The 13281-nt window shown below is 60.7% G+C and carries 11 protein-coding genes and 1 pseudogene; 4 read left to right on the top strand and 8 right to left on the bottom strand.

Annotated elements, in window-relative coordinates:
* Positions 1-25: 25 nt before the first annotated feature.
* Both ligD and SGN16_RS15815 read right to left on the bottom strand, forming a co-directional pair.
* Positions 26-2014, bottom strand: a complete 1989-nt coding sequence (gene ligD / locus SGN16_RS15820) for a DNA ligase D (protein WP_335945222.1) — start codon at positions 2012-2014, stop codon at positions 26-28.
* 33 nt (positions 2015-2047) lie between these two features.
* Positions 2048-2926, bottom strand: coding sequence for a Ku protein (locus SGN16_RS15815; RefSeq protein WP_210638967.1), 879 nt, complete (start codon positions 2924-2926; stop codon positions 2048-2050).
* A 330-nt stretch (positions 2927-3256) separates the two neighbouring features.
* Here SGN16_RS15815 and SGN16_RS15810 point away from each other — a divergent pair, with 330 nt between their 5' ends.
* From SGN16_RS15810 to SGN16_RS15795, 4 genes and pseudogenes are all read left to right on the top strand, one after another.
* Complete coding sequence (locus tag SGN16_RS15810) at positions 3257-3598, top strand: hypothetical protein (protein WP_335945223.1); 342 nt, start codon at positions 3257-3259, stop codon at positions 3596-3598.
* Between the two features lie 47 nt (positions 3599-3645).
* Entirely contained in the window at positions 3646-4794 is a 1149-nt protein-coding gene (locus SGN16_RS15805; RefSeq protein WP_335945224.1) for a PQQ-dependent sugar dehydrogenase, read from the top strand.
* A 249-nt stretch (positions 4795-5043) separates the two neighbouring features.
* Positions 5044-6006: pseudogene (gene ilvA, locus SGN16_RS15800) on the top strand (threonine ammonia-lyase, biosynthetic); the annotation flags it as partial.
* A gap of 394 nt (positions 6007-6400) precedes the next feature.
* Entirely contained in the window at positions 6401-6694 is a 294-nt protein-coding gene (locus SGN16_RS15795) for a DUF1652 domain-containing protein (RefSeq protein WP_210638963.1), read from the top strand.
* Between the two features lie 86 nt (positions 6695-6780).
* Here the strand turns inward: SGN16_RS15795 and SGN16_RS15790 are convergent, their stop codons facing one another.
* The 6 genes from SGN16_RS15790 to SGN16_RS15765 all read right to left on the bottom strand — a co-directional run bounded on the left by SGN16_RS15790 (position 6781) and on the right by SGN16_RS15765 (position 13278).
* Positions 6781-7041: a DUF2790 domain-containing protein gene (locus SGN16_RS15790; protein ID WP_210638962.1), complete on the bottom strand. Its 261-nt coding sequence runs from the start codon at positions 7039-7041 to the stop codon at positions 6781-6783.
* A 200-nt stretch (positions 7042-7241) separates the two neighbouring features.
* A complete protein-coding gene (locus tag SGN16_RS15785) occupies positions 7242-8180 on the bottom strand; it encodes a carbohydrate kinase (protein WP_335945225.1) in 939 nt (312 codons plus the stop codon).
* Positions 8181-8192: 12 nt separating this feature from the next.
* On the bottom strand, positions 8193-9680 hold the full coding sequence (gene xylB / locus SGN16_RS15780) for a xylulokinase (protein WP_210638960.1): 1488 nt from the start codon (positions 9678-9680) through the stop codon (positions 8193-8195).
* Between the two features lie 133 nt (positions 9681-9813).
* Positions 9814-11289: a mannitol dehydrogenase family protein gene (locus SGN16_RS15775; protein ID WP_210638959.1), complete on the bottom strand. Its 1476-nt coding sequence runs from the start codon at positions 11287-11289 to the stop codon at positions 9814-9816.
* Positions 11290-11304: 15 nt separating this feature from the next.
* Positions 11305-12408, bottom strand: coding sequence for a sn-glycerol-3-phosphate ABC transporter ATP-binding protein UgpC (gene ugpC, locus SGN16_RS15770; protein ID WP_210638958.1), 1104 nt, complete (start codon positions 12406-12408; stop codon positions 11305-11307).
* Between the two features lie 39 nt (positions 12409-12447).
* Positions 12448-13278, bottom strand: coding sequence for a carbohydrate ABC transporter permease (locus tag SGN16_RS15765; protein ID WP_210638957.1), 831 nt, complete (start codon positions 13276-13278; stop codon positions 12448-12450).
* Between the last annotated feature and the right edge of the window lie 3 nt (positions 13279-13281).

The following is a 13281-nucleotide window of genomic DNA, read 5'->3' as shown; positions in this document are numbered from 1 at the left end:
GGGTTCCTCCCTGAACCCTGTCCGATCATTGCATGGGTTTTTGCGCGTCTAATTGTTCCCACATTCTCGCCGTGATCCGCTGTCGATGGTTGTAGCCCTCCCACGGATCGGCGCTCAGGCCCTTGGCCCGTTCCAGTGCCGTATAGATATCCCACTGCTGGGCGTTACGCAGATTGTCGAGTTCGGCACGGGCAATCGGCACGGATACCGGCAGGCCTGGCCTGGCGCGTACCGAGTAGGCGCTCACGGTACTGGCGCCTCGGGCGTTGCGCAGGTAATCGACGAATATTTTCCCGACGCGATTTTTCGGCCCCATGGTAGAGGTGATCCGTTCGGGCATCTGCTGGGCCAGATACTGGGATATGGCCTTGGCGAACGCCTTGGTGCTGTCCCAGCCTTCGCTTCGCGCCAACGGCACGATGAGGTGCATGCCTTTGCCGCCGCTGGTCTTGAGAAAGGCCTGCAAGCCCAGCTCATCGAGCAGCGCCAGAGTCAGGCGTGTCGCCTCGAGCATGGCGCTCCAGGGCAACGACGGGTCGGGGTCCAGGTCCAGGACGAACTGGTCGGGTGTTTCGATCCGGTCGTGGGTCGCGGCCCAGGTGTGCAACTCCACGGTGCCCATCTGGGCCGCGCTGATGAGCGACTGGACGCTGTCGATTTCCATCAGGGCGGCATGGCCGGGGTCCAGCCCCGGATCCAGTTGCTTGATGTGGGGAATGTCCAGGCGATCAGCGTGTTTCTGAAAAAACTGCTCCTCACCGATTCCGTCCGGAGCTCTTAGCAGAGCAACGGGACGCTGCTTCAGGTGGGGCAGGATCCATGGAGCGACGTCCGCGTAATACTGGGCCAGTTCGGCTTTTTGGACACCGCTGACACTGTCGATGACGCGCTCGGGATGGCTAATCACTACGCCGCCGATTTTCACGCTGCGGGTTTTGCCGCGGTGTTGGGGTTTAGCCGTCATGGCCTTTATCGGCATGGGCTGCTCACGGACAATCCTGCTGGTCGGTGTGCTGGCTGACAGATCCAGGAAAACCGCCTGGCGTATCAGGCCGTCACGGGTCCATTCGGCGAATTCGACTTCACAGGCTTGTGTCGGCTCGACCCAATGCACACCGCGTTTTTGCGCGCCGTTGACCGGTGTAGCCAGCGGCGCGGTGTCACGCTCCTGGGCACTGAGTTGTTCATGGAGGTGTTTGAGCTGGGATTGAGTGAACCCGGTGCCGACCCGACCGGCATATACCAGCCCCGACGGCCCGTTGACCGCCAGCAATAACGCGCCGAAACCGCTGCGCTTGCCCTGTGGGCGGGTAAAGCCGACGATCACGAAGGCTTGGCGAAGCCGGCATTTGAGCTTCACCCAATCGGCGCTGCGTCGGGACATATATGGACTGCCCAGGCGCTTGCCGACCACGCTGTCCAGGGAGAGGGCGATGGCGCTTTCGAACATGTCGTGCTGGCTGGCAGAAAACGCTTCGGAGAAGCGCAGGCGCTTGCTGGCATTGTTCTTCAGGGCCTTTTTAAGCGCCGCGCGGCGTTCTTCCACGGGTGCCTGGCGCAGATCGACGCCATTGAGAAAGGGCGCATCGAACAGGAAATACACCATGTCGACGCTGCGGCCGATTTCGAAGGCCTGGCGCAGGGCGTCGAAATCAGAATGCCCGGCATCGTCCAACAGGACCAATTCACCATCGAGCCAACTATCCCCCAGGTTCAACTTGGCCAGGGCAGCGGCATGCAGCTTGAGGCGCTCGGTCCAGTCCTGCTGATTGCGATTGAGCAAGCGGATTTCGCCATCTTCGATGCGCGTTAGCAGCCGATAGCCGTGGAATTGCACCTCATAGCGCCATTCACCGGGCGGCGGTAGCTCCACGGGTGTAGCCAGTTGCGGTAACAGGCGTTCGGGCAACTTCTCCTCTTGCGCCGTTTTAGCCCTTCGGGGGCGGCGAACGGGCTTTGATTCATCCAGCTCGGCGTCGGACAAACGAGCATATTCACTCTCGGCATTGGCCATGACAGATTCCCTTGTATTGCTGGCGCCAGGGGATTAGCCCCGGGAGGCCTTGGTGGCTTTTTTAGCGGGAGCGGGCTTGCTGGTCTTCGTGGTTTTCGCGGCGGTTTTCGCGGCGGGCTTGCCTTTGCCGCCCAGGCTGCGCTTGAGCAGTTCGGTGAGGTCGATGACGTCGGCACTCTTGCGCTGTTCTTCGCCCGGGTCGGTCTCCACGGCTTCGAGGCGGCCTTCGTTGGCCTTCTTCTCCACCAGTTCCATGATCTTGTCCTCGAAACTGTCGCGGTATTGCTCCGGCTCCCAGTCGGCGCTCATGTCCTGCACCAGGCGCTTGGCCATGTCCAACTCGCCCTTGGCCAGGGTCGGGTGGGTGACTTCTTCGCCCAGTTCCAGGATATCGAGGTCGCGCACCTCCGCAGGCCAACGCAGCATCACCAGTACCAGGGCCGATTCCAGAGGCATGAGCGCCGCCAGGTGCTGGCGGGTGTGGAGCACGACGTGGGCCAGGGCCACTTTGTTGGTCTTGACCAGGGTTTCGCGCAGCAGCGCATAGACTTTGCCACCGCGCTTGTCCGGCGCCAGGAAGTAGGGTGTGTCGATGTTTTGCAGCGGGATTTTTTCGCTGTCGACGAAGGAGAAAATATCGATGGTCTGGGTGGACTTGGGATGGGCGGAGCGAATTTCCTCTTCGCTGAGCAGCACATACTGGCCCTTCTGGTATTGCACACCTTTGACGATGTCTTCCTTGGTCACTTCCTTGCCCGTGACCTTGTTGACCCGTTTGTAGCCCACCGGGTCCATGCTGCGCTTGTCCAACCAGTCGAAATCCACGCCTTGGGACGAGGTGGCCGATACCAGCGCCACAGGAATGTGGACCAGTCCGAAGCTGATTGCGCCTTTCCAGATTGCCCGTGCCATGGTGGAGGTTCCTTGCCGATGAGTTCGTCTTTCTGGTGACCCTGGTGCCTCGGGAAAAGTTTCCACCGCGCGCCGTCTGGTTTCCACAGGACATCGGTGATGAACGTCGGTCCTTTGAACAACCCGAGAACCCCGTGGGAGCGTGCTTGCTCGCGATGACGGCGGCACATTCAACATGGGGTCAAGCTGACCGACCGCTATCGCGAGCAAGCTCGCTTCCACATCTATTTAGAGATGCCTGGTTACATCTTCAGGGGGATTTTTTACTTAACAACGGCGAACCTGCGGCGTAGCGTGCTTTCGATATGCCTGAACCCATGAGGTGCTCCGATGAACAGGCTGATGCTCGCAATCATGACGCTACTACTGACCACGGCGGCTCAGGCTCAGATGCCTGGTCATGGTGCCGTGCTCCTCGCCCAGAACCTGCCCGGCAACAACAATCCCTATAACAGTCCGATTCGCCGGGCAAATCCCAACAGCATGCAAGGTACCCAGCCTAACGTACCGATGATCCACAGCAACCCGACGATTCCGGCTCCGCGTCCACCGACCCTGGAAAACGGCGGTATCGGCAACGGTTACCCTCGTTCCGGCCAGCCGCCGGCTTCGCCGCGGCCCTCCCTCGACTACACCCCGCCGCCCAGGAGCACGAACAACGGCAATCGCTAGGCGCTGAATCCTGGCTGTTTCTTTCCACGCTACAGAAGGAGGTGTGCATGTTGCGTAAAACACTCCTGGCCGCACTCTGCGCCAGCGCTGTTCTGACCCTTGCCACGCCGGCCGTTGCCGCACAAACCCAGCAAGCGAAAAGCGAGGAGGGCACCTTGGAGGTGAGCACCGTGGCCAAGGGCCTGGAGCACCCTTGGGCGCTGGCGTTCCTGCCGGACCAGCAAGGCATACTGGTCACGGAACGCCCCGGCAACCTGCGTTTAGTGGGCCCCGATGGCCAGTTATCGGCGCCGTTGAGGGGCGTTCCCAAGGTCTGGGCCAAGGGCCAGGGCGGTTTGCTGGATGTAGTGCTGTCACCGGATTTCAAACAGGACCGCACGGTCTACCTGTCCTATTCCGAGGCCGGTGAAGACGGCAAGGCCGGTACTGCGGTGGGCCGTGGGCAGTTGTCACAAGACTTGAAGAGGCTGAACAGTTTCAACGTAATCTTTCGCCAGTACCCCAAGCTGTCGAAGGGCAACCACTTTGGCTCGCGCCTGGTGTTCGACCGGGACGGTTATCTATTCGTCACCCTGGGGGAAAACAACGACCGTCCGACGGCCCAGGACCTGGACAAGTTGCAAGGCAAGATCGTACGCATCTACCCCGACGGCAAGGTGCCGGACGATAACCCGTTTGTCGGCCAGGAAAACGTTCGCCCCGAGATCTGGGCCTACGGTATTCGCAATCCACAGGGAGCGGCCCTCAACCCACGCAACGGCACGCTGTGGGAAAACGAGCATGGGCCCAAGGGGGGCGATGAGCTGAACATCATCGAGCGTGGCAAGAATTATGGCTGGCCGTTGGCGACCCACGGCATCAATTACTCCGGTGCCCCGATTCCCGAAGCCCAGGGCACGACGGTCAAAGGCACCCTGGGTCCTCACCATGTCTGGCAGGTGTCACCGGGGCTCAGCGGCATGGCGTTCTACGACAGTGATCGCTTCAAGGCCTGGCGGCACAGCGTGTTCATCGGTGCGCTGGTCTCCAAGAACCTGATCCGTCTGCAATTAAAGGGCAATAAGGTCGTGCACGAGGAGCGTTTGCTCGGTGAGCTCGACGAGCGTATCCGTGACGTGCGCCAGGGGCCGGATGGTTTCTTGTATGTGCTGACGGATGAAGGCGATGGGGCGTTGTATAAAGTCGGCCTGCAGTAATGCGCAGCGCGGGTGAACCAAGCCAGCTGTGTATTTTGGATTGACTTGGTCCCCGTCCCCCAGCTAACTTCCAACCATGACTTCCACCGTACTGCGTAGCCAGCCAAGCATTATTACCGCCATTCCTTATTTGGCGGGCTAGCTGACGACTGCACCCAACCCGCCCTAGAGGCGGGTTTTTTCTTTCTGTCTCCAGGGTTCTGTCCAAACCAGGAGACCGCCATGACCACAACCGCCGCCGAACACGCCCTGCTGGAGCACTACGTCAAAAAGATCCTGGCTGCGCCGGTGTACGAACTGGCCGTGCGCACGCCACTGCAAGCGGCCCCGGCATTGTCCGAAGCCTTGGGGAACCAGGTCCTGCTCAAGCGGGAAGACCTGCAGCCGACCTTCTCCTTCAAGATCCGCGGTGCCTACAACAAACTGGCGCAATTGACCCCGGAGCAGCGGGCTCGGGGGGTTATCACTGCTTCGGCGGGCAATCATGCCCAGGGCGTAGCGCTGGCGGCGCGGGAACTGGGGATTTCGGCGAGTATCGTCATGCCCTTGACCACCCCGCAATTGAAGGTGCTGGGCGTGCGCAACCGGGGCGCTGAAGCATTGCTGCACGGCGAGAGTTTTCCGTTTGCCCTGGCGTATGCACTGGATTTGGTCCGGCAGACTGGGCGGGAGTTCGTGTCGCCTTTCGATGACCCGGACGTCATCGCGGGGCAGGGCACCGTCGCCATGGAAATCCTGCGCCAGCACCCCGGCAGGTTGGACGCGATTTTTGTCCCGGTCGGTGGCGGTGGGCTGATCGCCGGAATCGCCGCCTACGTCAAATACCTGCGTCCGCAAGTGCGCATCATCGGTGTCGAGTCGCAACACTCCGCCTGCCTGCAGGCGGCGTTGGTGGCGGGAGAGCGGGTAACGCTGCCGAGTGTGGGAACCTTCGCCGATGGCGTGGCCGTTGCGCAGATCGGTGCCCATGGCTTCGAGATCTGCCGTTTCTGTGTCGATGAGGTCATGACCGTCAGCAACGATCAACTGTGCGCCGCGATCAAGGATATCTATGACGACACCCGCTCGATCACCGAACCCTCGGGCGCCTTGGCTGTGGCGGGTATCAAGCAGTACGTGGCCCGAACCGGTGCACAGGGCCAGACCCTGGTGGCGATCGATTCTGGCGCCAATATCAACTTTGACAGCTTGCGCCATGTAGCCGAGCGCGCAGCCGTCAACGCGGTTTGCAGCCCGAGTCACACTTTTTTTGAAGCAGGCGACGGATGCCCTCTCACCCTATCCCAATAGGGGCTAATCTAGCTTGCGACAGGAAGAAAGCGATTGCAGTTTGCATGGGTTTTTTACCTTTTGCTTGCATTCTGCACGACTTGTCCGGCGCCAGGTAAAGCTAAGTAGTTGATTTGAATCAAGCCTGGGCGTCGTGAATTCAGGCATGTTACTTGCGGGATGATTCAGGAGTTCGCCTTATGGGGCTCATTGATTAGAAACGCCAAAAACGAAGAACGGCACGGCATTCGTAGTCCCAGTCCGCATGGAAGAAACGGACGAAAAGAATACCGCCGTTGTGTACATAAATTGGCCGCCTCAACAGGAGAGAGTTGCCATGTTTTTATCTGCCCTCGAAATGCGAAACATCATTGAAAGCAGCTTGCTGCCCAAGCGCTCGCAATGCACCTTGTCACCCGATTTGTCGATGACCATCAAGATTTACGATGATCATGAAACTGACCGCGTGGCCTTGGTAAAAACTGGCATCGATGCGCAAAAACTCACGGGTTGCCGGGCAATCAACGACTTGATTGCCGAACTGCGCAGCGAACTCGACCAGAACCACGGTCAGCACCACAATCCCGTTGGCAATCATTTTCATCAGTTACATCGGATGACCGGGCGTTAAGATAAACGCCCAGTTCAGAGTACATCGACGCCTGGCCCGGTCATTGTCCGAGCCAGGCGTTCTGTTGTCCGCCAACCGCTAGTCAATTATTGATAATTGCAAGAATCCGATAACTTGCGATACGAGACATCACGGGTTTGTCCCGCTTTGTCGATGTACACCATCTGTGCCGTCACAACTTCGCAATAAGGCGTTGACGGCTCCTTCAGCGATATCAGCTTTTTGATCTCCAACGGCATGCCATAACGGTAGGGTATGGGCTGTACGGTATTGTCAGCCTGAGCCATTGCACTGATGCCAGTCAGAAGTACCAAGGATGACGCGGCGACTAATCTACGAATATTCATGAGCGAGACTCCGCAGCAGAGAAAAATCGGCCTGATGTTCAAACATCGGGCCTGCCGCGCGGGACCTCAGGAGGGATACGCGGTCCGGGACAGTGTCGGATCGCGGGATTAAACCAGGGTTAAAGCGAATATCTTGGCTTTTACGGGAAGGCTATCGCAACCAAAACCGGGTGGCGTTTGGCTGCGATGGGTTGGGACGGTCAGTTCAGTTGTTGCCGGTAAGGCAGGTCAGGGCCGGTTTTCGCACAGGTCAGGGCTGCCGCGCGTATGGCGAAGTCGAGCATGGCGTTGATCTGGTCACGGGCCAGGGTGTTCAGGCCTTCGACCGAGTCCAATTGCTGCTCGGTGAGCCAGGTAATCAGCGCGGCCTGAAAGGTATCACCGGCGCCCACGGTGTCGGCGATCTTTACCGAACAGGCGGGCAGCGACCATGAGCCATGCTGACGGCTGAATACCGTTGCGCCCTGGCCGCCACGGGTCAGGAACACCAGTTGGCAACGGTGTTGCAGCCAGCCATCGATCACCGCTTGTGGCTCAAGCTCAGGGTAGAGCAGGTGCAGGTCCTCGTCGCTGACCTTGATCAGGTCGGCATATTGCACCAGCGTTGCGATCCGCGAGCGCCACAGTTCGATATCCGGCTGTGGATTGAGGCGCACGTTCGGGTCGAGACTGATCAGGCGCTTGCCGCTTTCGCGCTGTACCAGGGCCAACAGGGTGTCGGCAATCGGCTGGACCACCAGGGAGAACGAGCCGAAATGCAGGCCGCGAACCTGCGGGCCCAACGTTGGCAGGTGGGCCGGGCTCAATTGCCGATCCGCGCAGCCTTCGCCGCGAAAACTGTAGTGGGGCGAGCCGTTGGCGCCGACGGCTACCATCGCCAGGGTGGTTGGTGCGTCGAAGTCCAGCAGGTATCGGGCGCTGACGCCTTCGTTGAGCAGTACTTGCTGCAAGCGTCGGCCCAGGTAGTCGGTGGACAGCCCGGCAAACAGCGCCGACTCGACACCCAGGCGCCGCAAACCGACCGCCACATTGAACGGCGAGCCGCCGGCAATGGCCTTGAAGTTCACTTGCGAGGCTGGGCCGTCAGCCTCGGTTTCACTGAAAAAATCAAACAGCGCTTCACCACACACCAGATACATAGTTGCCCGCTCTCAAAGGGTTGCGACGTGTTGTCGATAATGTTCATAAGCTTGTTGGGAAGCTGCTACATGCTCGGCGATGGGCCGGGTTTTACTGCTCAGGTCGAGCTTGACGCAGCGCTCGCACAGTTCGGCCAGGTTTTCTTGCGCCCCTGAATGGCACCATGCCGCCTGAATCGCCGCGCCGAGGGCGGCAGCTTCGCTCTGTTCGGTGCAGATAACCGTGGTATTCATGATATCGGCGACGATCTGCCGCCACACCGGGCTCTTCGAACCGCCGCCGATCAGGCGGATGCTGCGGGCCTCAAGCCCGTTCGCCCGCAACAAGTCCAGGCCGTAGCGCAAACCAAAGGTGGTGCCTTCGACCACGGCCCGACACAGATTGGCCCGGGTCAGGTTGGTGGCGGTCAGGCCCAGCAGGCTGCCAGTGGCATGGGGCAGGGCAGGAACGCGCTCGCCATTGAGAAACGGCAGCATGCACACGCCCTCTGCGCCAATCGGAGCCTGGGCTACCAGGGCGTTGAAGGCGTCGATGTCCAGGTCGAACAACTCGCGCATCGCCCCGGTGGCATTGGTCAGGTTCATGGTGCAGATCAGTGGCAGCCAACCGCCGCTGGAGGAGCAGAAGGTCGCCACCGATGCCTCCGGGCTGACCGCAGGCTCCGCGGCATAGGCGTATACCGTGCCGGAGGAACCGAGACTCATGGTGATCACGCCTGGCTGGATATTCCCGGTGCCGATGGCGCCCATCATGTTGTCGCCGCCACCGCTGGCCACCACAGCATCTGGATTGATGCCCAGCTGTGCGGCAATGGCTGGCAGGATCCGTCCGACCGGTTGATGAGCATCGATCAGTTCCGGCAACGCCACTTGCAAGCGGCCGCTGGGGTCGATGTGTTGCAGCAGCGGCAGGTCCCACTCACGGGTGCGCACGTTGAAATAGCCGGTACCCGAAGCATCACCGTATTCGCTGCAATGGCGCCCGGTGAGCCAATGATTGAGGAAGTCGTGGGGCAGCAGGATGCTGGCGATGCGTTCGAAAACCTGGGGATGCTGCTCCAGGGTCCAGAGCAGTTTGGAAACCGTGTAGCCCGGCGCGATCACCACGCCGAGGCGTTCGAGGCTGCCATTTTCACCGCCCAGGTGCGCCAGGAGCCGATCGTTTTGCGGTGTCGTCTCGGTGTCGCACCACAGCTTGGCCGGGCGCAAGACCTCGCCTTGGTCATCGAGCAAGACCAGGCCGTGCTGCTGGCCGGAGACGCCGATGCCGAGGATGGCCTGGCCATCGACCCCGGCAGCGGCCAAGGCTTGATGGGTCGCCTGGGTAAATGCATCGAGCCATTGCTGGGTATCTTGTTCACGGCGACCGTTGGCCCCGCTGATCATACTGTGGGCAGCGGCGCCCTGGCCGAGTACCTGGCCGCTGAGCGCATCCAGGATCAGCGCCTTGGTGCCTTGGGTGCCGCAGTCGATGCCCAGGAACAATTGTTGGTTTGCCATGGAATAAACCCTGAGTGGTCAGAACGTTCCCACGCTCTGCGTGGGAATGCAGCACGGGACGCTCCGCGCCCCCAAGAAGCCGAATGCGGAGCGTCCGTTGAGGTGTTCCCACGCAGAGCCTGGGAATTAAGCCTCAGTCAGCCAGTATCCGCTCAAGCGTGCGCGTCACACCATGCTCACGCAAGCTGTTGCAGCACCATTCGAATGCTGCCACGAACTCTGGCGAACGGGGGATGGCGGTGCCAAAGATTTCTTCCACTTCCAACATCCGCTGGGTCACCAGTGCATCGTCAGTCACCAGCGCCTGGCAGAATGCTGCCCGTGGGTCTGGGATCGAATACGTCACGCCGTTTTCGTCGACGCCCTTCAGGTACACGGCCCAAGCCGCCACCACCAGCGCCGCGCGGCGGGTTTCGCCACCGTCGGCAATCAAGCGGTTGATGGTCGGCACGGTGAATTTCGGAAACTTCGACGAGCCATCCGAACACACTCGTTCCAACTGGTCGGCGATGGCCTGGTTGGAAAAACGCTCCACCAGGGTGTTCTTGTAGTCGGTCAGGTCGATCCCTGGCACCGGCGCCAGTTGCGGTGTCACGTCCAGGTCCATATAGGCCCGCATGTAACGCACGAACAGCGGGTCATTCATGGTCTCGTGGACGAAGCGATAGCCCTTGAGAAAGCCCAGGTAAGTCAGCGCCAGGTGACTGCCGTTGAGCAGCTTGATCTTCATCTCTTCATAGGGCGAAACGTCATCGGTGAACTGTACGCCGACCCTTTCCCAGGCCGGGCGACCGTTGACGAATTTGTCTTCCAGCACCCATTGCACGAACGGTTCGCAGACCACCGGCCAGGCGTCATCGATGCCATGTTCGTCATGCAGTTGCAGGCGATGGGCGACGCTGGTCATCGGTGTGATGCGATCGACCATGGCGTTGGGGAAACTCACATTGCGGTCAATCCATTGCCCCAGTTCAGCATCGCGCAACGCGGCGAAGGCCAGCAGGGCCTTGCGGGTCACGGCGCCGTTGTGGGGCAGGTTATCGCAGGACATCAGGGTGAATGCCGCGGTGCCGGCGGCGCGGCGTTTGGCCAGGGCGGCGCAGAGGAAACCGAAGACGGTCTTCGGTTCGTCCGGGTGGGCCAGGTCGTGCTGGATCTGCGGCAGGTGGGCCATGAACTCGCCGTTGCTGTCGTCGATGCAATAGCCGCCTTCGGTGATGGTCAGCGAGACGATACGGATCTGCGGGTCGGCCAGTTTGTCGATCAGCGCCTGGGCGCCGTCTTCGGCCAGTAGCATGTCGGCGATGGCACCGATCACCCGGACTTCGGTGTCGTCGGTGTCCCCCAGTTCATAAAGCGTGAAGAGGTAGTCCTGGCTGGCCAGGTCGTCCCGGGCGCGACGATCTTCGGCGCGCAGGCCGACGCCACAGATGGCCCAGTCCAGGTCGGCGCCGGTGTTCATCAGCGCATCGGTGTAATACGCCTGGTGAGCGCGGTGGAAACCGCCGACGCCGATGTGGGCAATGCCCTGGCGAATCTCGCTCAAGGAATAGGCGGGCAGAGCGATCTCAGGCTTGAGGTTGTGCAGGTTCTGTCGGTTGAGTTTCATCACAAGTCTCGGCAATCAGGCGGCGGCGCGCAGTGCACGGGTGACCGCTACGCCTTCGGCATCGAATAGGTGGCAGTGTTCGGGGTCCAGGTGCAGGCTCAGTTGCTCGCCGAAACGGCTCGCCAGGTCACCGCGAACGCGCATGGTCAAGGCTTCACCGGACGCGGTCACGACGTGGCAGAACGTGTCGCTACCCAGGCGTTCGCTGACATCGGCGGTAACTTGCAGCGTGCAATCGCCCGGTTGTGCCAGGTTCAGGTGCTCCGGACGAATCCCCAGGGTCACCGCGCTGCCAACACTCAGGCTGGCACCGCTCAATGGCAGGCTGATACGGGTTCCGGCGTCCAGCAGGACTTCGCAGCCCTGGCCGTCCAGGCCCGTGACCTTGCCTTTGAGAAAGCCCATTTTCGGGGTGCCGAGGAACCCGGCGACAAACAGGTTGGCGGGTTGGTGATACAGCTCCAGCGGCGAGCCGACCTGCTCGATGCGCCCGCCATTGAGCACTACCACCTTGTCGGCCAGGGTCATGGCTTCGACCTGATCGTGGGTCACGTAGATCATGGTCGCTTGCAACTCCTTGTGCAGCCGGGCCAGTTCCAGGCGCATCTGCACGCGAAGGGCGGCGTCGAGGTTGGACAAGGGTTCGTCGAACAGGAAGATTTTCGGGTTGCGCACGATGGCCCGACCAATCGCCACACGCTGGCGCTGGCCGCCGGAGAGCTGCTTGGGCTTGCGCTCAAGCATCGGCCCCAGCTCGAGGATGCGTGCCGCTTCGTTGACCTTTTTCTCGACCTCGGCCTTCGGCACGCCAGCCAGGTCCAAGGCGAAGGACATATTTTTGCGCACGCTCATGTGCGGGTACAGGGCATAGGTCTGGAACACCATCGCCAGGTCGCGTTTGGCCGGGCTGACTTCGGTGATGTCCCGGCCGTCCAGTTCGATAGTGCCGTCGCTGACTTCTTCCAGGCCGGCGATCAGCCGCAGCAGCGTGGACTTGCCGCAGCCCGACGGCCCGACGAAGACCACGAACTCGCGGTCGTTCACTTCAAGGTCGATGCCCTTGATGATGGAGAAGCCTTCGAAACCTTTTTGCAGATTCTTGATTTTCAGGTTGGCCATGATGATGGGCCTCCACTTCTGATTATTGTGTAGGGCGCGTTATTTCACGGCGCCGAAGGACAAACCGCGCACCAACTGTTTCTGGCTGATCCAGCCAAAAATCAGGATCGGCGCGCAGGCCAGGGTCGAGACGGCCGACAATTTGGCCCAGAACAGGCCTTCGGGGCTGGAGTAAGAGGCGATCAGCGCCGTCAGGGGCGCGGCTTTGGATGAGGTGAGGTTCAACGACCAGAAGGCCTCGTTCCAGCACAGGATCAACGACAGCAACACGGTGGACGCCAGGCCGCCCTTGGCAATCGGCAGTAGCACGCGAACCATTTCCTGCCATAGCGTGGCGCCATCCAGGCGTGCGGCTTCGAGGATGTCGCGGGGAATGTCCTTGAAGTAGGTGTAAATCATCCAGACCACAATCGGCAGGTTGATCAACGTGTAGATGACGATCAGCGCGAGGCGGGTGTCCAGCAGGCCAAAGCTCTTGGCCAGCAGGTAGATGGGCATCAGTACGCCCACCGGCGGCAGCATCTTGGTGGAGAGCATCCACAACAAAGTGCCTTTGGTGCGCTGGGTTTCGTAGAACGCCATGGAGTAGGCTGCCGGCACTGCAATCAGCAGGCAAAGGGCGGTGGCGCTGAAGGAAATCACCACCGAGTTCCAGGCGAAACTGAAGTAGTTGCTGCGTTCGTTGATGTGCAGGTAGTTCTCCAGCGTCGGCGCGAAGATGAATTGCGGCGGCGTGGCGAATGCGTCGATTTCGGTCTTGAAGCTGGTCAGCACCATCCAGAAGATCGGGAAAAAGATCAGGATCGCGATGGCCCAGGCCAACGTGCCCAGCAGCAGGCTTTGCAGGCGACGGGATTGTTGAAGAGTCATGGC

The sequence above is a fragment of the Pseudomonas sp. G166 genome (assembly GCF_037027455.2).
GTDB lineage: Bacteria > Pseudomonadota > Gammaproteobacteria > Pseudomonadales > Pseudomonadaceae > Aquipseudomonas.
This window is presented reverse-complemented; position numbering and strand designations above follow the sequence as displayed.

Bases quoted from the DNA above. Each gene is read 5' to 3' on its own strand.
- ligD (WP_335945222.1), bottom strand. From the start codon at position 2,014: ATGGCCAATGCCGAGAGTGAATATGCTCGTTTGTCCGACGCCGAGCTG.
- SGN16_RS15815 (WP_210638967.1), bottom strand. From the start codon at position 2,926: ATGGCACGGGCAATCTGGAAAGGCGCAATCAGCTTCGGACTGGTCCAC.
- SGN16_RS15810 (WP_335945223.1), top strand. From the start codon at position 3,257: ATGAACAGGCTGATGCTCGCAATCATGACGCTACTACTGACCACGGCG.
- SGN16_RS15805 (WP_335945224.1), top strand. From the start codon at position 3,646: ATGTTGCGTAAAACACTCCTGGCCGCACTCTGCGCCAGCGCTGTTCTG.
- SGN16_RS15795 (WP_210638963.1), top strand. From the start codon at position 6,401: ATGTTTTTATCTGCCCTCGAAATGCGAAACATCATTGAAAGCAGCTTG.
- SGN16_RS15790 (WP_210638962.1), bottom strand. From the start codon at position 7,041: ATGAATATTCGTAGATTAGTCGCCGCGTCATCCTTGGTACTTCTGACT.
- SGN16_RS15785 (WP_335945225.1), bottom strand. From the start codon at position 8,180: ATGTATCTGGTGTGTGGTGAAGCGCTGTTTGATTTTTTCAGTGAAACC.
- xylB (WP_210638960.1), bottom strand. From the start codon at position 9,680: ATGGCAAACCAACAATTGTTCCTGGGCATCGACTGCGGCACCCAAGGC.
- SGN16_RS15775 (WP_210638959.1), bottom strand. From the start codon at position 11,289: ATGAAACTCAACCGACAGAACCTGCACAACCTCAAGCCTGAGATCGCT.
- ugpC (WP_210638958.1), bottom strand. From the start codon at position 12,408: ATGGCCAACCTGAAAATCAAGAATCTGCAAAAAGGTTTCGAAGGCTTC.
- SGN16_RS15765 (WP_210638957.1), bottom strand. From the start codon at position 13,278: ATGACTCTTCAACAATCCCGTCGCCTGCAAAGCCTGCTGCTGGGCACG.